The sequence below is a fragment of the Paenibacillus sabinae T27 genome (assembly GCF_000612505.1).
GTDB classification, from domain to species: Bacteria; Bacillota; Bacilli; order Paenibacillales; family Paenibacillaceae; genus Paenibacillus_AQ; species Paenibacillus_AQ sabinae.
The window spans coordinates 2,567,987-2,588,900 of the sequence record NZ_CP004078.1 but is presented as its reverse complement, the minus strand read 5'-3'; the positions used below and the strand labels follow the sequence as shown (position 1 = coordinate 2,588,900).

Sequence of the window (20,914 nt, the reverse complement as noted above, 5' to 3'; positions counted from 1 at the left end):
TCATAGCAACACAGAGAAGCCCGCGATTGACGCGGGCTTTTGCATCTGCTCAGTTTGAGCTAACCGGTTATTTTTCCAGTTCCATCATATCAACTAGCACATCAAACACAATCGGCAAAGCGGTAAAACCGTCACCTTCCAAAAAATGGCCTCCCTTGTCCACTTCAAAAAAATCGCCCTCTATGTGCTCCATTAGTTCTTTGCTGAAGGCATACGGTACAATGGGATCGTCCTTAGCCGCAATACCGGTACGCCGGCTGGCCAACTGTATCAGTTGATCATAATCAAGTGGCTTTTCGACAAATTCATCCAATATCGGCAAGGTCGGCAATGATTGAGCAAATCCGGATACAAGTACGAGGCCGCCGATTGGCTGAGAAGAAGTTTGCCTCAGCAGAAAACGCAGCAATGTTATACAGCCCAAACTGTGAGCGACAAAATAGGTATCGGAATCCATATCTTTGGCTGCTTGTGCCAACTGGTTAAGCCACTCGTCGAGCTTCGGTGTTTGCGGAGTTGGCATTGCGATAATTTCAACATCCACTCCGATTGCCGTTAACTTATCTTTTAGCCAAGGAAACCAATGGTTACCGGGTGTTGCCCTATAGCCGTGAATAATGTAGACTCGCTTTCAGCTTTGTTGTTCCGCCATATCTTCCACTCCTTCGATTAATCCGCACAATAATAAAGATTGGATTTCTACAAAATTTACTAAACGTTTAGATTATAAAACCTCACTTGTATGCGAACAAGCACTTTTAATAGAGTAAACTCACCTAATTTTCGATCAATTTCTGCCCCTAAAACCCGCAACGAACCTTACACTGTCGCGTAATTTATGCCTTGTTTTCAAGTGATTTTGCACCATTCAATAAAAATTTATTAAAAATGGGCGAAATCCAGACATTACCGGAAGTTTGAGCTTCAATATTCGGCTCCATGCTCTTCTGCCGCCGATTCCCTTGCCGCGAAGGCACCATCGGCCTGAACTCCGCTTCCCTCAACGCTTTCAGCCGCCTCTGTCAGTTTTGTATGCGGAGAATGATAGCGCTATCTTCTTAGAAAAATCATTACCCGGACAGCAACTTATTTATTTTATTTTAACACTAAATGAAATCGCTATCATACAGCGTTTTTTGAAGTTTTCCGGCCTTCCCGGTTTGACCCTGGGTTTTGAGATGTGTTACGCTTTTTTCAGAGAAAAGCGCTAAGCTTTCAATCTTTTTCATGAATATTTCAGACTCAAGCATGAAAATTATCTAACTGAAGGGAGAGCAAACATTCATGATTAAAGCATTGGTATTTGACTTCGACGGTACGATTATCGACACAGAATCCGCATGGTATGCCGCTTTTCGGGAAGCATACGAGCAGCACGGCGTAGAGCTTTCTGTGAAGCAGTACTCCCAATGTATTGGAACGAGCTTATGTAATTTTAACCCGTATGAGTATCTGATGACCGATTTGAGCCTTCCTATTGACCGGGAGGAATTCCGGAAGGCCGTTCAGCAGCGCCATTCCGAGCTCATGGAAGCCGAAGAAATGCGGCTGGGCATCAAGCATTATCTGGATTCCGCCAAAGCCGCGGGACTTAAGATCGGACTTGCGACAAGTTCTTCAACCGCATGGGTTGAAAAATACTTGAAGCAGCTCGGGCTTCGTGAATATTTCGATTGTATTCGTACAGCCGATCATGTAAAGAACGTCAAGCCCGACCCTGAATTGTATCTACAGGCGTTGGATTGTCTGGGTGTCAAACCGGATGAAGCTATCGCAATCGAGGACTCGCCGAACGGTTCCAAGGCCGCATTGGCCGCAGGCATGCACTGCATTATAAGTCCGAATAAAATCACAAGCCTGCTGGACTTCGACCCTTCGCTTTATAGAGTTGCGTGCTTTACCGACCTCGACTTCGATCATCTGACCACCCGTCTTTTCGAAACTACTCAAATGAGCTAAACCAAACAGGCTGACTAATTGCCTCAGTCCGTCCCCAAATACCTAGCTGGCAGAGACTTACTTCAAATGGATCGATATTGATGAACCTTATCATCATGTTGTATCTCATCTGCCGACAGATAAATTAAGGAGGAATGCACTTTTGAAAGCCGTACACTTCGGAGCTGGTAATATCGGCCGGGGCTTTATTGGACCGATCTTAGCTGAATCCGACTATGAGATTGTTTTTGTCGCCCGTAATGAGAAGAAGATTTCCCTGCTTCAGGAGCGCGGACAGTACCCTGTCACGCTCGCCAATGAATCCCGCGATACCGAGCTTGTTAAAAATGTTACAGCCGTAAGCATCAAAGATGTTGATGAAGTCGCGGAATCCATCGCTGAAGCGGATCTTGTCACCACCGCCATCGGGATGTCGGCGCTTAAGGATATTGCCGAATCCGTTGCCAGAGGTATTAAGCTGAGGTTCAAGAAGAAAAAGCGTCCGGAGCCGCTCCATATCATCGCCTGTGAGAACGGCATTGGAGGCAGCCAGCGCTTGAAAAAGCTGGTCTACCCTCTTCTTAAGCCGTCGGAACGCAAGCAGGCCGATGAGCTTGTTGCCTTTCCGAATACGATGGTTGACCGGATCGTGCCGATCCAGCAGCATAAAGACCCGCTGAAGGTGATGGTTGAGCCTTTCTGCGAATGGGTCATCCACAAGGCCGGCATGCTGGATGGGTTCACCAAAATCAAAGGCGTCCGTTATGTCGATTCCCTTGACCCATATATTGAACGCAAGTTGTTCACCGTGAATACCGGCCACTGCGCTGCAGCTTATTTTGGATACTTGGAAGGGTACTCTACGATCCAAGAGGCCATTGCCAATCCGAAAGTGCTGAAGCAGGTCCGTGGGGTCCTGCATGAAACCGGCGCTATGCTGACGCAAAAATACAATCTGGATAGTAAGAAGCATGAACTTTATATTGAAAAAATGATTAAACGTTTTACAAATCCCCATTTTACTGACAAAATCACCCGTGTGGGCAGATCTCCGCTTCGCAAACTGTCTCCGAACGATCGACTCGTTCGTCCCGCTATCCAGGCACACAAGATGGGACTCAAAACCGACCATCTAGTCGCGGCGATTGCCGCAGCTCTGGTATTCGATTTCGTAAAGGATCCGGAAGCCGTCAAACTCCAAAACTCCATACGCGAGCATGGAATCGGCAATGTAATCGAACATCACTTGGGAATTCCGGACTCCCATCCACTGCACAGCCGTATTGCTGACAAATATAACGAATGTTTCTCTTCACACCGTTCCGAGGATCAGCCCGACGTTTTAAGTCAACTGTAGGACGGACCACCAGGAGGAGGACCTTGGATCACAAGGAGGCTGCATATGGCAGCCTCTTTGCTTTTCCAGAAGAACTATTGTACACGTTAGAGCTTCACTGTCCGCTTGTCGTGCCGGAATTACGTTAAGCCGGATTTGAAACGGGAGCGGCGGTATGCCGGAACACCAAATTACAGCTTGCGCGCTACCACCCGAATACGGCGGTAATCCATCTCCCAACTTCCGCTGCGATAAAGCGACGGTTTCAGTTCGTGCTCCAAGTGTTTCAGGACCGCCTCCCTTTCCGAAGGAGAAAGTACACTTAAGACTCCATTGGCAAAAGTGTTAACCCACTGGCGGAAGCCCTGCTCCCCACCCTCAAGTGGTGTCGGACGGCCAAAACAGTGGGCGAAGTCTACCGTAAGTCCATGCCGCTCCAGCAGCGTTGTGTACTGCCCGATACTTGGGAAATACCAAGGAAGCTGAAGCCTGTCACTTGCGCCTATAGCTTCAAAAGCGCGCGGCAGCCCGGCAACGACCGAAGCGATATTTCCAAGCGTGCCGAATTCGGCGACAAAACGACCGCCCGTCCGCAGACTGCCCGCGATGGAGGCGGCAGCCCCTTCCGCATTCTTCAGCCAGTGCAGCGCGGCGTTGCTGAATACAGCATCTGCTGGCTGCTCCGCTACATACGTTTGTCCATCCGCGAGGATGAAGTTAAGCTCCGGATATTTGCCCCGGGCGGCCTGAATCATCTCGGTGGAGGCGTCAATCCCGCTAACCTCGGCGCCGTATCCGGCAATGGCCGCGGCCAAATCTCCTGTCCCGCAGCCCCAATCGATAATCCGCTCTCCCGGCTTCGGCTGTAACAACCCGATTAACGACTCCCCAAAGCGGGAGACAAACGACATATCCGCATCATAAGTTCCGGTATTCCACTGCTGTTTCATCTCGGCACTCCCTTCTTGTTTCAGAAACATCCCGTCATGATACAGAAGATCTGTTTTTCATGTATATATTACAACGCTGCCTTTTTATAAGTGAAATATATAAATCGTATAAATGTGATTGGTTATTCCTATGATTTAGAACCCGGCCGCTTATGAGCGGCATCGGAGAATCAAAAAAAGCCGCCAAAACTCTGGCGGCAAGGATCGGCAAAGCCGATTTGGGGCGAATCATTTTTTTGAATCAACCAGCACGGGTTCCGAAGCAGTCCGGTAACGCTCGCGTATCCGGTCGCAGAAACCGATCAGCTTGTCTTTCAGCCTAAGGGCCCATTTTGGCGTGCTTGAATCATCCATCCCCTCGGTACTGCGAAGCAGCCGCGCGAACGTATAAAGATCGGCAAATTTCTGAAAAATGAACGGATCGCTGGTGTATTTTTCATCCAGGGGCTTCACTGACCGGTATCCGGCGAGGAACTGCCCGATCCTCCCTCTGGCCTCTTCGCCCTCCTGTTCATACAGATCGGAAATGGCGGCGGCAACATCCATCATGAACCAATGATGCATGGAATCGTCGAAATCAATAGCGCAATACCGCGCAAGTTCATCGTCATAGAAAATATTATCCGTCTCGAAATCATAATGGATGAGTCCGGTATGCCCTTTGCCGGTTGGAAGTTCAGAAAGCTCGCGCCGCAATCGTTCCAGCTCTTGCCGGAGTCCGGCTTCACCGGGATACCGCTCCAATACCGATGAGACAAAATTCAGCGCATCCCACCAGCTTCTGTATTCCACCGTTTGAGGCCGGTATCGTTCGGAAATCAGATGAAGAGCGGCAAGCGATTGTCCCCATTGTTCAAAATGAATGTCCGACATCTCCTCAAGCGGAATCTGCCTTCCCTTCGCCTGGTTAAATACCACCCCGTAATAAAGCCCGTTTTCTGTTGAAATGGTTTCAATCAAGCCCCCGTTTGTTGAACGTACAGGAGCAACCGCCGGATAACCTTGACTGAGCAAAAATAGCATGAAATCAAGCTCAGCCCGGATATTGTTGATCGTGTTGTCCTCTTCATGAATAAACCGGAGATAGTGCCGCTCCCCGTTTCTTTCGAACATGTACACAAAATTGCTGCTGGCTCTCCAGAACTTCAGCGTGTCGGCATCATGCTCCCATAACGCAATTAATTGATTGGCCGGAGAATCATTTTCCAAGCCCCGAACCATGTGTCTTAATGACATCATAACTTAACTGCCTCCCGTTCCCGGTGAGAGGCGCGATGATTTCAAAGATTCTTATAAATCATGACCTCTCTCGGATTCATTTGAAATGGAAAACGTCTTCAAACATCATCACTCCTTTAGGTCGATAGTAGGGATTTCCGATCAGTAGGCACATGGGTAGCTTCCCCCAACCATTATTGTCGTAGATATTTCCAGATTTATCAAGTGAAATTAGCTCAATATCGTACTTTTCTACAGCCATAGCAATTCTTCAGCACGCTCGCCCGTGAGGGGGCGGATATCTTTTTTACCCATTGGAGTATGTATGACGGTCAGCAAACTTACGGGGCTGAGTATCAGTAAGTGAATGCAGTGGATCACCGGGCAAATTATCCATTCCGACGGCGGCTTTAGAGGCTAAAACTAAGTTTTACCCCTTCAAATAATAATCCAGCACAAACTGCCTGAACCGTTCTGCCGCAGGGGACAAAAAACGGTCTTCCATCCATGCGATTCCGATTTCTCTGCGGCAGGACCGGTTTGCGATGGACACCCAGCTTACCTCTTCATGGTCCAATTCGCTGTATTTGGGCAGGATGGCAACACCGAGTCCAGCGGCGACCAGCCCGGCGACAGTATCGACATCTTCCCCCTCGAAAACAATGCCTGGAGATATCCCCGACTCATGCAGCAGTTTATCGGTAATAATGCGGAGCCCGTAGCCTTCTTTAAACGAGATCAAAGGTTCCTGGCCAATCTCGTACAATTCTGCCAGTGACGAACCGGCAAGCCGATGTCCGGCAGGCACCGCTATGAACAGCTCCTCTGACCACAATCGGGCCCAGCGAATGCGCATGTCGGCATCCTGGGGTGAGGCCATGCACAGATCAATTTCACCTGAAGCCAGCTGTTCAAGCAAGCGCTGGGTGCTGCTCTGATTAAGCTGAAACCGGGTGTGGGGATGCGCTCTGCGGAACCTGCCGATCAGATCGGGGATATGGTGAATGCCGAGCGTATGCAGAAACCCCAGAGAGACCTCGCCTTGTGACGGGTTCAGCAGATCGTCAATTTCGCGCTTGGCCATCCGGAATTCTTCAAGAATATGTTCAACATGGCTGAGAAAAAGCTGGCCGTAGCGGTTAAGACGGATCGACCGTCCCTCCCGCTCAAACAGCGGAATACCCAGCTCCGTCTCCAGTCTGGCGATGGACCGGCTTAGAGCCGGCTGTGTTATGTTAAGTGTCTGTGCCGCCAGCGTCATATGCTGCAAACGCGCGGTTGCTTCAAAATATTCAAGCTGCTGCCATTCCAAGGCCTGTTTCCCTCACTTCGATTACACAGAATATATGAAAACAATGAAAATAATGCATTATACTTTCAGGTCCTCTTCATTTTATACTTGCTTTGGCTAAGAAGAAAGACACAAATCACCAAGCAAGTTGATGAATGGGAGAGAATTAGGCATGAATGTAATCGAAATCGGAAGCTCAGACCATCGGAGGGCTTCGGCAGGCATGTTGATGGGAAGCATAGTTGTATTCGCTGTTTTGTACAGCCCGCAGCCTTTGATCAGCCTTTTTTCCAAGGAATATCATATTTCACCAGCAACGGCGGGAGCCTCCATTTCCCTGGCCACGATCGGTCTGGGTATCGGCCTGATCTTGATTTCGGCGTTATCCAGCACTCTGGAAAGAAAAAAATTAATGAGTCTATCCCTGCTGCTAACCTCGATCCTAGCAGTGGCATCCGCTTTCTGCCATCAATTTTCCTTATTTCTGGTTATCAGATTCCTTGAAGGCATCTCTATCTCAGGATTTCCTTCGATTGCGATGGCCTATATCAACGAAGAGTTTCATCGCAAAGACATCGGAAGGGTTATGGGAAGCTATATCGGAGGAACGGCCATCGGCGGATTTACCGGGCGGATCGTCATTGGAGCCTTGACCGACATCCTGAATTGGCATACCGCACTGCTGATTCTGGGAATTATCAATCTTGGGCTTAGCCTTTATTTCTGGAAATCCCTACCTCCGGCGCGCAATTTCCAGCCTCAACGCCGGTCATTCAGAGAATGGCAGGCGGGAATAACCGGCAATCTGCTAAACAAGCGGCTGCTCTTGCTGTTCATCACCGGATTTTTGCTGATGGGCGTCTATATCATGATTTTGGATTATATCGGCTATCCGCTGACAGCCAAGCCTTACGAATTAAGCCAGACCGTCTTCGGCTTTCTGTTTGTCGTCAATTTGGTCGGTACATTTAGCTCCATTTGGTTTGGCAAGCTGGCCGATCGTCATCCGCGCCCGCAAGTTATTGCGATAGCGATCTCCATTTTTGCGTTGGGGGCGTTCTTGACCCTGATTCCTGTTTTGGCCCTTAAAATTGTAGGAGTCGCTCTGGTGGCCTTCGGCTTTTTTGGCGGACATTCGGTTGCAAGCGGCTGGGTAGGGTTGGTGGCAGATTCCAAACACAAAGCGCAGGCCGCCTCTCTTTACTTGCTCTTCTATTACGGAGGCTCGAGCCTTGTTGGATGGTCAGGTGGCCTGTTTCTCCGCCATTTGGGCTGGAGCGGCCTGATTTATTATGCGTTTGCACTGCTGGCGGCTGCCGTACTTATTACCTCAATTGCGGGAGAAGCCATCCACCTGCGGCGGTTGCAGCTTAAGTAGACGGATGGGACAATCCTCCTCGCCATAAAATCAGAAACGCAAAAGGACGTTCCCGAACAATTCCGGGACGCCCTTTTTTACGATCATAACAATATACACCGGAATAATATACGCTCCAATCAGCGATCAATTCCTCGTATCTGATCAGGACAGCATTTCGATAAAAGCTTTAATCCGCGTCAGCAGTTGTCCGCTGGGGGCTCCGACCTGGAAGGTTCCTTCCAGATTAATGCTCGGAATCCCTTTATTATGGAAATAATCCCTGTAAATCTCGCGGGTGACGCTTCCGAACGAGCAGCCCAGATATCCGTATAAAATAAGTCCTCGCGCCTGAATCCGGTCTACCTGCTGCTCGATAACGTGGCGCCGGTATATTGAGGCTCCGGCCATCTGACTCTGTAGCTGAAAGCGGGCAACCGATTCAACCGGATCGATATCTTCCGGAAAATCCCTTGTATAAGGAGAGCTAACAAATCCGAGCAGCGACCCTCCTGCATCGTCGATTGTTTCGTAAATTCCGAATTCCTGGCCGCTGCCGCCTGTCCAGATTAAGGGAATCGCCCGTTGGCGTTCGGCTTCATCGGTTTCAAGACCGGACAATTCCTCAACCAGCGCATCCAATACTTCGGTGTATTCCTCCGGTTTGCCGAAATAATGGGTAAGCCCGTTCATCAGGTACATAATGCCCAGACTTTTGACATGGAACGGGTGCTGCAATCGCAAATCCATAATTTCCCGCATTCTGCGCATGAGATAGTTCTTGCGGACGATTTCACGATGCAGGCTCTCCTTGTCAATTTCCCGGCTTCCAGTCAGCCATTCATTGAAGTCATGGATTTCATCCACAAAATATCGGACCAGTTCCTCATAACGTTCGCCTTCAACGCCGGGAGCGCGATAGACAACGTCGCTCGTATATACGTCGAAGCCTTCCTTCTTCATCACTTCCCACGCCAGGTTATACGGTTCACAGCCGGAGGATGAACCGAAGATGCGCGTGATCGAGGTCCCGGCCTGTTTTCGTAAATGCCATTCCCCCGCGGTTGCTTTCACCATGGAACAGGTTTCTGCGGGCATCTGATAATAATCCTCCGAGACCGTAATAGCCTCTTGTCCGCTGATGCGTCCCACCTCCGAAAAGGCGACCGGTATGGCTCCGGCGGAATAGATCAAGGGCATCGCCCAGGGTACGCCGGCCCAGATGACCTTCGTGCCGTTCTTTCCGGCTTTCTCCGCATCGTCCACATAATCAATAACAAGATTGAACAGCTTTTGGATCGCGGGCGAGTGGGCATGAACCGTATCCCGGCTGTATCGGATATGATTGAGCTGCTCCTGCGCTTCGCTTGTCAGCACCGTCGACATAATCATCTTCCTCCCACTAAATTGATTCATTTTTTCGCTTTTAGCTACTCATTATTTCGTTTTTAGCAGTGCATAATCGCCCAATTCCTCATCGGTGCTGGAAGCCGCCTTCTGGGCAAATATGGCTGCCCCCAGCGCTCCCGCAAAGATCGTATCAAGCTTGACCTTGCTTATTGGATGTCCGAGCAGTTCTTCAAGCGCATGGGTCATGCCCGGATTATTCGATACGCCGCCCGAAAAGACAAGGTCCGGTTCAAGGCCAATCCGGTTGACGAGATTGCGGACCCGACGCGCGGTAGCCAAATGGATACCAGCGGCAATGTTCGCTGCGGATACACCTTTCGCTTTCAGGGAGATCACCTCGGATTCGGCGAAAACGACGCATTGGCTGCTGACATCGGCGGGAGCATCGGCTTTCAGCGCTTCGGCGCCCAGCTGCTCCAGCGTCAGATCGAGCAAATGGGCAACTTTCTCCAGAAATCGACCGGTACCGGCGGCGCACTTGTCATTCATGATAAATTCAATTACCTTGCCCGTCGCCGGGTTCACGCGGATCGCTTTGGAATCCTGGCCGCCGATATCCACGATGGACCGGACCTTGGCGTTCAGATAATGCGAGCCCATGGCGTGGCATGATATTTCAGTCACAATCTTGTGCCCGGTCACACCGAAGTTCAGCGCTATTCGGCCATACCCGGTGCCGACAATATATGCGATATTCTCCCGCGCCACCCTCGACTGCTTCAGCAGCTTGTCCAATAGCTTGTCGGCCGTCTCCTGCATGAACACGCCCGTTGGCGTAATCGCCGTGTAGAGCTTGCCGCCGGCCAGAAGCACTCCTTTTCCTGTTCTGGAGCCCAAATCAAGCCCAACCGCAATATCGCCGGTTACTGTGGACAACAGACCAGGGTCGATGATTTCTTTCAAATCGCTCATGCACGTTCATCTCCCTTAAGAAATGTAATTGAAGGATTTTCGATTAAACCGGCATTGTATCGAGGTTCCTTTCGAACGGTCTGCTTATCAAGCCGTGCCGACGGCGGCCAGCCCTTTGCGTTCCCTAAGCACTTCAATAAAAGCTTCAAGTCGTGTTTTGAGCTGACCCTGATCGCTCTTGGAATAGTCGATCGGCAGCTCAAGAACCGGAATGCCCAGCTGTTGATAGTGACGGAAAAATTCGTTCTTGATTTGTCCGTAGCACGGGCAGAATTTAAGATAAGCGTACAGAACGCCGTCCGCCTGATATTCGGTTGCAAGCGCGCCGGAAATTTCCACGCGCTCCTGGAGCGGCTTCATCCGTGCGCAAGGGGTCTGATCAATATAGCCCTCGGCCAGAGCCCGATACGGATCGCCTTCCTCATCAATATGTCCGGAGGCTATTTTCAGCCCGGTGCAGTGATCCTCGGCGACGATTCTGGCGCCAAGCTCATCCTCGATAAGCTCCAGCAGCTTACGGTCGCCATCTGCGATAATGCCCCCAGCCATGAACAGCCGGATCGTCCGGTCTTCGCGGACGGGAACCGCGGCTAGCTTATCATAAATGCCCTGGTACAGAGGAAGCAGCTCTTCGGCGGGCAAGTAATAAAAGGCTTTGACCAGATCCAGATAATCTTTGCCCGTAAGCGGCGGATTCGGACGCTTGCGCAGCTCGGAAATTTGGGTCAGCAGCTTGCGCACCTCATTGTACTGCCGAATCTGCAAACGCAGCTCACCTTCGGTGATGATATTGCCGGACAGCTGTTCCAGATCGGCCTTGAAGCTCAGGATTTGGGAACTGTAGAAGTCTCGCGAAGACGGCTTGTCCTTAATCCGGGGAAGCGTATAAATGTCAGCAGGCGCAAAGAACTCCCCGATAGCTTCTCCAACGGTCTTGATGCAGTCGCAGGTATAGAAGGTGTAGACCTTATCCAGAGAAGTATACAGTGGATCTTCTTCTTTGAAGGCGCCGAGAATGCTCTTGGTAAAATCGCAGAATACGCTCTGTGTAATCTGCTCGCCACTGGCTACCGTATGAGTATCTCCAGCCTTGAACAGCCGGATATGGGAAACGCCGGCGGCGCTGATCAGTTCGAGCGGCGTATAGGAGCATAGGTAGCCGACTTTTTTGTGCTCGTCCGCTCCAAGGATAAGCTGTTCCTGACGCTCGGCGATCCGGTTCTCCAGACCGGTAAGGTCCAATCGGAACACGTTCTCCGTTTCCTGGGCTGAAGTGACTGCTGCCCTTGAATAATTCAGGGCATGAATGGCAGCGCCCAGAGCGCCGGCGAAGATCGTGTCGATCTTGGACTCGATCAGCGGATGCCCGGACAGCTCCTCGAGTGCCTTTCTCATCCCGACGTTGTTCGAAACGCCGCCGGAGAAAATCAGCCCCGGCTCGATGCCGACCCGCTTCAGCAGATTGCGGACCCGCTTGGCTGAAGCGAAATGGATACCGGCTGCGATATCCCGACGTGTCTCGCCTTTCGCCCGGAGCGAAATGACCTCAGACTCGGCAAAGACGACGCATTGGCTGCTGATTTCCGAAGGCGAATCGGACGTCACGGCTTCTTGTCCAAGCTCGGTAATGGACAGCTCCAGGATTTCGGCGACCTTCTCCAGAAAGCGGCCGGTGCCTGCGGCACATTTGTCGTTCATGACGAACTCCACAACACCGCCGGTCAACGGGTCAACCCTAATCGCCTTGGAGTCCTGGCCCCCGATGTCCACGATGGTCCGAACGTCAGCGTTTAGATAATGCGCGCCCATGGCATGGCAGGATATTTCCGTGACAATCTGGGATGAAATATCGCTATACTTAAGGGCAATTCGGCCGTAACCGGTGCCGACGATATAATCGATATCCGAACGTTTCAGACCCGATTGTTCCAGCAAATCCTCGAGCAGCTCATCGGCCGTTTCCTGCATGTTGATGCCCGTATAGACCTTGCTGGTATATAACTCTCCCCCGGACAGCAGCACCGCTTTGCCGGTTCTCGAGCCGATGTCGATGCCAATCACACTGCCGCCCGATATTTGATCAAGCAGTCTTTCATCTACCACATCTTGAATCCGCATTTGTGTCACCTCGTATTTTGAAATTGAAAACCCTTCTACCGCGAACTATCTGCCTTCTGAAGATCGGCACCATCAATGTGAATGTCTTTCCCTGCCGGAGGAATCGCCCGCACCATGACCATTGAGACGCAGCAGCGCTTTCCAAGCTGGGAGAATCAGCAGCCTAATGACGGATTTTCCGGCCGCGGTCTTAAATATGGGGAGGAATGGAGTCTTATGGCCTTCGGCTTTTGAATGAATCCGGTTCATCGGGTAAGTCCGGAGCAGAATTTCACTGTCGATCTCGAGCATTTACCATTCACTTCCTTACATTCTAATTTAGTAAAAAAGGTCAAGCTCGCCGGATGGAAATCGGCTGCTTGACCTCTTTTGGAAAAGTGGGCTGCAAAGAATCACTGCACTTTCAAAATACATCCATGCTCAAATACCGCTCGCCCGTATCCGGTGCCATGCACAACACCCTCTTGCCGGGGCCGAGTCTGTCCGCAACCTTCAATCCAGCCCACACCGCCGCACCGGAGGAGGGTCCTACAAGCAGTCCTTCCCTGCGGGCAAGCTCCCTCATGACGCCGAGCGCATCATCGTCGGATACCTGAACAATTTCATCGTATACCTTTGTATTTAGCACTTTTGGAATAAAGCCCGGACCGGTTCCAACAAGCTTGTTCGGCCCAGCCTTTCCGCCGGAGAGTACAGGAGAGCCTTTGGGCTCGACTACATAAATGGAAATCCCCGGAATCAATTTTCTCAGCGTTTCTCCGGTTCCCGTAATCGTTCCTCCAGTACCGGAGCAAGCAACGAAGGCGTCCAGCCTGCCTTCCGTCTGCTCCACGATCTCCAGTGCCGTTGTCGTCCGGTGACAGTCCGGATTGGCGCTGTTCTCGAATTGCTGGAGCATGAGGCTTCCGGGAATTTCCTCGCGCAGCTTGACCGCCCGGGCTATGGCGCCCTTCATGCCTTCGGCCACCGGCGTTAGCACCACCTGAGCGCCGTAGGCTTTCAATATACTAATCCGTTCAGGCGTCATGTTATCCGTCATGACAATAATCGCCGAGTATCCCCTGGCGGCTGCGTTCATGGCGATTCCAATTCCCGTATTTCCGCTGGTCGGTTCGATAATCGTACTGCCCGGCCGCAGCAATCCCTTCTGCTCCGCTCTCCGAATCATGTTATATGCGGCCCGGTCCTTGACACTTCCGGAAGGATTGAAAGATTCCAGTTTAACGAGAACCTCCGCAGCATTTGTTCTGGCCAATCGCTGCAGTTTCACCACCGGAGTATTTCCAATCAGTTCTGTAATACTGTTCACAACATGCGTTCTTGCTTTCAAAGCTTCCTTCTTCTCAAAGACCGCTCCGGATACCGGCAAATGAAAGTTCTCACGAGATGGAGTTCTGGTCTTCATACCAAATTACAGATTGCCGGCTGCGGCGGGAGCGATCAGGCCGGATTCCAGGGCCACAAGCTGTTTGCCCCATTCGGCGGCCCACTGCCTTAGCTCGCCGGTTTCCATTGGGGCTGGCACTTTGGACTCGGTATGATTAATAATTTTTTGGGCCAGAGATTTATATACCTTCGCTTGATTGGAATCAGGGTCCGCTTCGATCGTTGTCTTGCCCTGAAGCTCCGCCTGCGTCACCGAAACCGAGCGCGGAACATATTCCATCACCTGGGTATGGGTGCGGGCTACGAAGTCATCCACGATTTCCTTGGCATAAGGGGCGTTGATGGAATTGGCGATAACACCGCCCAGCAGGGCTCCGCCTTCGGTAGAATATTTATGAATGCCCTTAAACAGGTTGTTGGCCGCGTAAATCGCCATGAAATCAGCTGAGGTTACGGTAAATACATGCTCAGCGATGCCTTCACGTACTGGTACGGCGAAGCCTCCGCAGACGACATCCCCCAGAACGTCGTAAATTACATAATCGAGATCCAGTTCTTCAAATACCTTTTGCTGCTTCAGCAAAGATACCGAGGTGATAATCCCCCGACCAGCGCAGCCGACTCCGGGAGCCGGGCCGCCTGCTTCAACGCAATAAATGCCATTAAAGCCTTCAAATATAACATCATGCGCTCTAACGATTTGTTTGTCCCGCAGCGTGTCGAGCACAGTGGGAATATATTCTCCGCCGCGCAGCGTGTTTGTCGAATCGCTCTTTGGGTCGCAGCCGAACTGCATGACCTTGTAACCAGCCACCGACAGAGCCGCACTTATGTTGGAAGTTGTGGTGGACTTGCCTATCCCCCCTTTGCCGTAGATTGCAATTTGTTTTATCTTTTTAGCCATTAAACTGCACTCCTTATCCTTAATGAAAATTTTATAACGCAGCCGATGAGGATAGCTGTTCGGCAAGCTCAAGCTGCGCTTGTGCCGGAGCCTTCTGGGCAACCGGTTTGACTTCGGCTGTTTCTCCCTGCAGAAGCTCCCACACTCTGTGGCGAATCCAGCTGAAGTCGGCCGTGGATTGGACATCCCCTACTCGTCTTGGACGAGGTAGGGTAACATTAACAATTTCGCGCACTCTGCCCGGATTAGGCGACATGACAACGACACGGTCGGCGAGAGCGACGGCTTCGTCAATACTGTGGGTAACAAAAATAATCGTCTTCCCGGTCCGCTCCCAGATTTGCAGCAGTTCATCCTGAAGCGTCTCTCTTGTCTGGGCATCCACCGCGGCGAACGGCTCGTCCATAAGCAGCACTTCAGGATCGTACGCCAGAGCCCGGGCAATAGCGACCCGCTGTTTCATCCCGCCTGACAGCTCATAAGGATAACGGTCGGCGTACCCGCTTAATCCGACAAGCTCCAGAAACCGGTCGCTGATGGCTTGGCGGTCTTTTTTGGGAACCTTCTTGATTTCCAGACCAAATTCCACATTGCGGCGAACCGTCCGCCAAGGGAATAAAGCATATCCCTGCATAACGATCCCTCTATCCAGCGCAGGACCGGTAATTTTCTTGCCGTCGATGAACAATTCGCCCTCAGTCGGCAAGGCAAGCCCGGCAATCAGATCAAGCAGCGTCGATTTTCCGCAGCCGCTTGGTCCAACAATGGTCAGGAACTCGCCGGGTCTCACAATCAGGTCGACATCCTTCAGAGCGGTAAACTCCTTCTTCTCATCCTCCGTATTCCGCCGGATCATATACTGGCGGGTTACCCCGGTCACCTTGATTTTCGCTTCATATTTGGACATTTTCATTCACCCTTCCTTTTACTTATTCCTTCCATCCAAAGCTATCTCAAGCTATCCAATGCGGGCAGCGATACTCGCCGAATCATCAATGTACGTGAACGGGTCCTGCTCATACCAGCTATCCCGGTAAGGCAGTCTCGTGTTCTTGCCCAGGTTTTTGTTAAAGGAAGCATTTCTCAAAATACGGCTGACCCGCGTTGCCACCTCGTACACGCCTTTGTAGCCCAAATAGTCGTCGCTTTGCCCGAAGAGCGGGAAGATCGGATATCCTTGCTTGGCTGCCGAGCCGTTAACGCCGATATGTCCGACGAACAAGTCAGGAGTAATTTTACTGAGCAGATTAGCCTGCTCGAACACCTGGCCCGAACCGATATTGAAGATCGCTTTTTCCGAATTCGGTACATCCTCCATATATTCTTCCAGGAGAATCTCGCCGTATTTGTCAAAGTGATAGCCCCGGAGGCCCAGGATTTCGAAGCCGAGATTATGCAGCAGCTCCGCCGTAGTCAATATCCGAACCTCGCCGCCAGTGAGAAATGCTGTCTTTCCTTTGAACTCTGCTTTGAACGGTTCGATCGCCTTGTTCAGCTCCGCCGTTTCTGCCGCAATCAGCTTCTCGGCCTGCTCCTCGATTCCGAAGTGAGCAGCGATGTCGCGCAGCCATTTGTTCGTATTGGCAATGCCGATTGGAATAGTCCGCAGCACGTAAGGAATGCCATACAGTTTTTGGAAATGCTCAACGAAATAATCATCATGCGTTGCGCAGATGCTCACATTGAGCGCCGCTTCATGGGCATAGGTGAAATCTTCGGGGTGCGAATATGAGGGCAAAATCCGTACATTAAGATCCAGCGCCTTGAGCAAACGAACCAGCTCTTCCTCATCGATGCGGCTCATCGAGCCGACATTGAGCAGATTGACCGTTTTGCTGATTTTCTCCTGATGCTCGAGCTCTTCCTCCGGAGTACGAATGATCGCCGGTTTCGTGCTTTTGTCTTCGCCCACAAGATTGCGGATCAAGCCGTGGTACACAGAGTCATAGGCGGTTGCCTGAATTTTCGTTTTGAAGCCTTCGCAGTGGATCGGCACGATCCGGGCCGACACCTGCTTTTGCAAATCGTCCAGAATGCCGTCAATATCGTCGCCGATCAAAGCCGGGACACAGCTGTTAAAAACAAGGATGGCGCTAGGCCGGAATTCACGCTCGGCTTTGAGTACGGCCTGTCTCAGCTTGGCTTCGCCGCCGCTGATTACATCCACTTCGCTCAGGTTGGTGTTAATCCAGCGCAGGCCAACGGCTGATTGCTGGCGCAGCTTTTGGAATACCTTGTTAATCCCGGCGTTCTGAATCAGGTTGCCGCCGCAGCCGATCGGACTGTGAATGACCATGACCGCGTCGCGCATAGAGCTGATCATGCCCAGACTGAGGTTAAGCTGGCAGCCCTGGGTTTGGGAGAAGGTGCGTTTGCTGGCGTAGAGACATCCTTTCTTCGAATCATTGGATAAATCTCCGCACGTTCCGCCGTAAGCCTGGCAAGCCATCAGGCGGTCCTCACGCACCGGCGGCACTTTATGTTTAATGTAATCCATGAAACAAGCCTCCTTTTTTCATTAAAAAAACGATGGGGTTCATTACCGGTGAGCAACAACCAGACTGAGCACGTCCTCGGCAAGAGTAAGCCCGCCGGAATATCCGGCATAAGCCCGGTTCAGCACCACCCGGTTGGAGATAGGATAAGTGACCGGAAGCAGCGGCACCTTGAACTGTTCCGCCGTATCGCGTTCCATGACGCTTCCGATAATAACTCCAGGGGCGAAGCCTTTATAATATTTTTGCCCTTGATTCTGCGGCCAGTGACGATTGATATAGCCTACGACGCTTGAGGCATCCTCATCGAACACAATTTCCGGACGAAGCCCGGATTCATATTCGCCGAATGATGCCAGAACCCGTTCCTTCTGCTCTTCCCCCAAAATATCGGTGATCACAATCAGTTCAGGCAGCCAGCCCAGATCGTCGGAAAGAAAACGGGTAATGGCTTGCGTATAATTGGGATCGCCGACCACGGTGGCGTAGCGCTGGAAATCGAGATCGTTGTAGACATCCGCCAGTCGCTCCAGATAAGGGTAGTAGGCTTTTCTTTCTTCCTGAATTAATTTCTCGATCTTAATTTCATCCACACCGAGAGCCTTGCCCACTGTGCGAAGGAAGCGCGAAGTTCCGTGATCCCCGACCGGTAAAGGAAGCGTGATATAGGGAACATCGTGCACTTCTTCAAATACTTTCGCCGCTTCAATCCCGTAAGCTTCCGACACGACGATATTCAAGCTGGCTTTTCCGGAATTTTTCAGGTTCTCCAGCGTCTCGCCCTGGCCGAAGAAGGTATTCGTTTCAAAGCCCAGTTTCTTCAGCAAGCCTTTCAGTACGCCGAGATTTCCTTTCCAGAACACGTCCTGCATGGGAACGACTCCCCACAAATTCACAGTCCCGGGATCTTTCACCGGAGCCGGTTCTACAAATTCACGGAACAAGGTTTCCAATACCAGCTCGTAGCCGTAATAGGAGTTGCCTTTGAAGCTGACTGTTTCCGCGGCCAGTACCGGCAATTTACCGTCCTTGAACCGTTTGGTCACGGCATGAACGTTGTCGCCAATCATCTCGACCATGCAGCCCGTGACGACAAAATACAAATCCCCGTCCATAACCTTCAGCGTATTCTCGATCTGTTCGTGCAGCCGGCCTTCGCCGCCGAACACGATGTCTCTTTCGGATACGTTCGAGCTTGGGAGCGCCTGACCGCCGCAATAATTGCCGCCGTTATAGCCCGAAGCTCCGCTCAAAGCCCCCGCCAGGTTGCCGCCGCAGCCGGAAGAGGAATGAAGAATCGGGATCGCCCGGGGCAGGGACTGGATAGTGCCGATCGCGCCGCCGAGGGCGCATACATAGCGCGGTCTCTCGATGACTTTGCTCATGACAATCCTCCTGTCTGCGCCGGTTCCTGAAACAATACGGTAGATAAATAGCGTTCACCGGTATCAGGCAGCAGAACGACGATATTCTTGCCTCTGTTCTCTTTCCGCTTGGCAAGCTGGGAGGCTGCAAAGACGGCAGCGCCCGAGGAGATACCGACCAGCAATCCTTCCGTGGCTGCCAATTCTCTCGCCGTTTCCAGCGCTTCCTCATTTCGAACTTTGAATACCTCATCAATGATTTCCCGGTTCAGGATGAGCGGTACAAACCCGGCCCCAAGGCCCTGAATTTTGTGCGGACCCGGATTTCCTCCCGAGAGAACCGGTGAATCGAACGGCTCTACGGCCACAATCTTCACATCCGGATTCCGTTCTTTCAGAACTTCCCCGACGCCGGTTATCGTACCTCCGGTTCCGACTCCGCTAACGAAAATGTCCACTTTACCGCCCGTATCCCGCCAGATTTCCTCTGCAGTTGTCTGGCGGTGAATTTTGGGATTGGCCGAATTGTTGAACTGCTGCAGAATGAACGAGTTCGGCGTAACCGCCGCCAGCGCTTCCGCCTTGCGGACAGAGCCCTTGATACCCTCGGCTCCGGGTGTCAGCACCAGCTCGGCGCCCAGCGCCTTCAGCAGATTGCGGCGTTCCACGCTCATCGTATCCGGCATGGTTAGAATCAGACGGTATCCGCGGGCCGCGGCCACAAAGGCGAGCGCGATCCCGGTATTGCCGCTGGTCGGCTCGATCAGCACGGTTCCCGGTCCGATCAGGCCCTGCTCTTCGGCGTCCTTGATCATGGCATAGCCGATCCGGTCTTTTACACTTCCCGCCGGATTGAAATATTCCAGCTTCGCGATTACCGAAGCGCCAAGCTCCTTTTTCCCGCTAAAGCTCCTGAGTTCCAGAAGCGGCGTGTTTCCAATAAGATCTGTCAGTTTGCTTGCAATTTTCGACATGATACGTTCCTCCATCTTCAATTTGCTTGGCTTCCTTGTATTAAAAAAGAGACTTGACCTGTCCTGTAAAGGTAAAGTCAAGCCTCCAGTGAACTGGTTAGCTTAAGTGGTGCATATCAGCCGGTATTTGTGATAAAAATCACAATAATATCATAAAAAAAGGAAGCCAAGCGCTCCAAATCCGTTGGAGGCCCAGCTTCCGGGTAACCGGTCAGCTACATTTTTTAATTCATATTATTTCAATGTGAATTAATGGTTAATATGGATTATAGTGAAGAATGTCTGTTCTGTCAATAAACTTTTTACCTTTATTGCACATTTTCAGGCTGTCGGCTGAGTTGGTACTGCTTTGGCGTCATGCCAAACTGCTTTTTGAACAAGGCGATGAAATGGGAGATGTTGTCGTAATTCAGGTGCATTGCCGTCTCTGTAACCGTTAGCTCCTGGAGCAGCTTACTAGCGAGCTTCATTTTTTCGCGGGTGATGTATTCAAGCGGGGCCAGACCCGTCATCCTTTTGAACAGATGGGTAAAATGAGTGTGCGACATGTTATAGCTGCCTGCCAGCTCTTTTACGGATGCAAGCGTTAACAATTCCGAGTGAATATCACGGATGGCGCGGAACACGGGATGTTTGTTTTCATTATGCAGACTCAGCCGGAAGGCCCGGATGCGCAGCAGATGATAAGCCAGTTCCTGCGCCGCAAGGTCGACCAGAAAGATTTTGCTGTCTCCCGGGTATGACATGTAGGTCTTCATCCGGCCGATTGCTTGTACCACAGGGTCCATCTCGTCGCTCTTCAGTCCGCACCGCACGACATCTCCGACCGTCGCTTTCTCCGCAAGCCCGAATTCTTCGCTCACCACCGGCTCCAGACGCTCGATCAACTGATCGCCCAGCTCGAACACAAGCGCTTTCGTCTGGCGCTCTATCGACATCTCGACCGAGGAGTGCGGCGGCAGAAGAATCATTTCATCCGATCCATACTGAAAGCTCTCCGTTTTATTGATCCGTACTTCCTTCTCCCCGTCCAAAATCGTGCACAGCTTGGAGCATTCATATGAAGAATACTGCTCGTAGTAATGCTCCGGCAGATCATAATATAAAATCCGGATCAAATCCGTTTGGAACCCGTAGTGCAGTTCATCGAACCGGCTAAAATTCTTCAGAAGCTTTTCCATGCGATCCTCCAGAAATTTCGTGTATTTTACCGCAGTTTCGATTAGTTTTTTGGTGTTTGAAGCCTTATTTTAATAATAGA

The 20,914-nt window shown here is 51.3% G+C and carries 17 protein-coding genes; 3 read left to right on the top strand and 14 right to left on the bottom strand.

What is annotated here, in order from left to right; translation table 11 throughout:
• Positions 1 to 67 precede the first annotated feature (67 nt).
• Entirely contained in the window at positions 68 to 619 is a 552-nt protein-coding gene (locus PSAB_RS11885; protein ID WP_038595809.1) for an RBBP9/YdeN family alpha/beta hydrolase, read from the bottom strand.
• Between the two features lie 665 nt (positions 620 to 1,284).
• On the opposite strand from PSAB_RS11885, the gene PSAB_RS11880 reads away from it, so the two are divergent.
• Entirely contained in the window at positions 1,285 to 1,959 is a 675-nt protein-coding gene (locus PSAB_RS11880; RefSeq protein WP_025334803.1) for an HAD family hydrolase, read from the top strand.
• 142 nt (positions 1,960 to 2,101) lie between these two features.
• A complete protein-coding gene (locus PSAB_RS11875) occupies positions 2,102 to 3,295 on the top strand; it encodes a mannitol-1-phosphate 5-dehydrogenase (RefSeq protein WP_025334802.1) in 1,194 nt (397 codons plus the stop codon).
• A gap of 170 nt (positions 3,296 to 3,465) precedes the next feature.
• Here PSAB_RS11875 and PSAB_RS11870 read toward each other — a convergent pair whose 3' ends face one another.
• The 3 genes from PSAB_RS11870 to PSAB_RS11860 all read right to left on the bottom strand — a co-directional run bounded on the left by PSAB_RS11870 (position 3,466) and on the right by PSAB_RS11860 (position 6,754).
• Positions 3,466 to 4,224 carry a class I SAM-dependent methyltransferase gene (locus tag PSAB_RS11870; protein WP_025334801.1) on the bottom strand — a complete coding sequence of 253 codons (759 nt, stop codon included), beginning with the start codon at positions 4,222 to 4,224 and terminating at the stop codon, positions 3,466 to 3,468.
• A gap of 228 nt (positions 4,225 to 4,452) precedes the next feature.
• A complete protein-coding gene (locus PSAB_RS11865) occupies positions 4,453 to 5,463 on the bottom strand; it encodes a phosphotransferase enzyme family protein (RefSeq protein WP_025334800.1) in 1,011 nt (336 codons plus the stop codon).
• Positions 5,464 to 5,872: 409 nt separating this feature from the next.
• A complete protein-coding gene (locus tag PSAB_RS11860; RefSeq protein ID WP_025334799.1) occupies positions 5,873 to 6,754 on the bottom strand; it encodes a LysR family transcriptional regulator in 882 nt (293 codons plus the stop codon).
• Between the two features lie 151 nt (positions 6,755 to 6,905).
• Here PSAB_RS11860 and PSAB_RS11855 point away from each other — a divergent pair, with 151 nt between their 5' ends.
• Positions 6,906 to 8,111, top strand: coding sequence for an MFS transporter (locus tag PSAB_RS11855; RefSeq protein ID WP_025334798.1), 1,206 nt, complete (start codon positions 6,906 to 6,908; stop codon positions 8,109 to 8,111).
• A gap of 144 nt (positions 8,112 to 8,255) precedes the next feature.
• On the opposite strand, the gene PSAB_RS11850 is transcribed toward PSAB_RS11855, so the two are convergent.
• From PSAB_RS11850 to PSAB_RS11800, 10 genes are all read right to left on the bottom strand, one after another.
• Positions 8,256 to 9,476: a 2-hydroxyacyl-CoA dehydratase family protein gene (locus PSAB_RS11850; protein ID WP_025334797.1), complete on the bottom strand. Its 1,221-nt coding sequence runs from the start codon at positions 9,474 to 9,476 to the stop codon at positions 8,256 to 8,258.
• A 51-nt stretch (positions 9,477 to 9,527) separates the two neighbouring features.
• Positions 9,528 to 10,412, bottom strand: a complete 885-nt coding sequence (locus PSAB_RS11845; RefSeq protein ID WP_025334796.1) for an acyl-CoA dehydratase activase — start codon at positions 10,410 to 10,412, stop codon at positions 9,528 to 9,530.
• An 87-nt stretch (positions 10,413 to 10,499) separates the two neighbouring features.
• Complete coding sequence (locus PSAB_RS11840) at positions 10,500 to 12,530, bottom strand: 2-hydroxyacyl-CoA dehydratase (RefSeq protein ID WP_025334795.1); 2,031 nt, start codon at positions 12,528 to 12,530, stop codon at positions 10,500 to 10,502.
• 403 nt (positions 12,531 to 12,933) lie between these two features.
• Entirely contained in the window at positions 12,934 to 13,860 is a 927-nt protein-coding gene (gene cysK / locus PSAB_RS11830; RefSeq protein ID WP_025334793.1) for a cysteine synthase A, read from the bottom strand.
• Between the two features lie 81 nt (positions 13,861 to 13,941).
• The gene (gene nifH / locus PSAB_RS11825; protein WP_025334792.1) at positions 13,942 to 14,820 is read right to left on the bottom strand and encodes a nitrogenase iron protein; all 879 of its coding nucleotides are present in this window, start codon (positions 14,818 to 14,820) and stop codon (positions 13,942 to 13,944) included.
• Positions 14,821 to 14,851: 31 nt separating this feature from the next.
• Positions 14,852 to 15,733: an ABC transporter ATP-binding protein gene (locus PSAB_RS11820; RefSeq protein WP_025334791.1), complete on the bottom strand. Its 882-nt coding sequence runs from the start codon at positions 15,731 to 15,733 to the stop codon at positions 14,852 to 14,854.
• 45 nt (positions 15,734 to 15,778) lie between these two features.
• Positions 15,779 to 17,317, bottom strand: a complete 1,539-nt coding sequence (locus tag PSAB_RS11815) for a nitrogenase component 1 (protein WP_025334790.1) — start codon at positions 17,315 to 17,317, stop codon at positions 15,779 to 15,781.
• Positions 17,318 to 17,359: 42 nt separating this feature from the next.
• Positions 17,360 to 18,700, bottom strand: coding sequence for a nitrogenase component 1 (locus PSAB_RS11810; protein WP_025334789.1), 1,341 nt, complete (start codon positions 18,698 to 18,700; stop codon positions 17,360 to 17,362).
• The gene (cysK, locus tag PSAB_RS11805; protein ID WP_025334788.1) at positions 18,697 to 19,653 is read right to left on the bottom strand and encodes a cysteine synthase A; all 957 of its coding nucleotides are present in this window, start codon (positions 19,651 to 19,653) and stop codon (positions 18,697 to 18,699) included. The genes PSAB_RS11810 and cysK (PSAB_RS11805) overlap by 4 nt, the downstream gene beginning before the upstream one ends.
• A 308-nt stretch (positions 19,654 to 19,961) precedes the next feature.
• Entirely contained in the window at positions 19,962 to 20,834 is an 873-nt protein-coding gene (locus tag PSAB_RS11800) for a helix-turn-helix domain-containing protein (RefSeq protein ID WP_025334787.1), read from the bottom strand.
• Positions 20,835 to 20,914 lie beyond the last annotated feature (80 nt).

What these genes read in the sequence shown, in the direction of transcription:
- PSAB_RS11880 (WP_025334803.1), top strand. Translation starts at nt 1,285, where the DNA reads ATGATTAAAGCATTGGTATTTGACTTCGACGGTACGATTATCGACACA.
- PSAB_RS11870 (WP_025334801.1), bottom strand. Translation starts at nt 4,224, where the DNA reads ATGAAACAGCAGTGGAATACCGGAACTTATGATGCGGATATGTCGTTT.
- PSAB_RS11865 (WP_025334800.1), bottom strand. Translation starts at nt 5,463, where the DNA reads ATGATGTCATTAAGACACATGGTTCGGGGCTTGGAAAATGATTCTCCG.
- PSAB_RS11855 (WP_025334798.1), top strand. Translation starts at nt 6,906, where the DNA reads ATGAATGTAATCGAAATCGGAAGCTCAGACCATCGGAGGGCTTCGGCA.
- PSAB_RS11850 (WP_025334797.1), bottom strand. Translation starts at nt 9,476, where the DNA reads ATGTCGACGGTGCTGACAAGCGAAGCGCAGGAGCAGCTCAATCATATC.
- PSAB_RS11845 (WP_025334796.1), bottom strand. Translation starts at nt 10,412, where the DNA reads ATGAGCGATTTGAAAGAAATCATCGACCCTGGTCTGTTGTCCACAGTA.
- PSAB_RS11840 (WP_025334795.1), bottom strand. Translation starts at nt 12,530, where the DNA reads ATGCGGATTCAAGATGTGGTAGATGAAAGACTGCTTGATCAAATATCG.
- nifH (WP_025334792.1), bottom strand. Translation starts at nt 14,820, where the DNA reads ATGGCTAAAAAGATAAAACAAATTGCAATCTACGGCAAAGGGGGGATA.
- PSAB_RS11820 (WP_025334791.1), bottom strand. Translation starts at nt 15,733, where the DNA reads ATGAAAATGTCCAAATATGAAGCGAAAATCAAGGTGACCGGGGTAACC.
- PSAB_RS11815 (WP_025334790.1), bottom strand. Translation starts at nt 17,317, where the DNA reads ATGGATTACATTAAACATAAAGTGCCGCCGGTGCGTGAGGACCGCCTG.
- PSAB_RS11810 (WP_025334789.1), bottom strand. Translation starts at nt 18,700, where the DNA reads ATGAGCAAAGTCATCGAGAGACCGCGCTATGTATGCGCCCTCGGCGGC.
- cysK (WP_025334788.1), bottom strand. Translation starts at nt 19,653, where the DNA reads ATGTCGAAAATTGCAAGCAAACTGACAGATCTTATTGGAAACACGCCG.
- PSAB_RS11800 (WP_025334787.1), bottom strand. Translation starts at nt 20,834, where the DNA reads ATGGAAAAGCTTCTGAAGAATTTTAGCCGGTTCGATGAACTGCACTAC.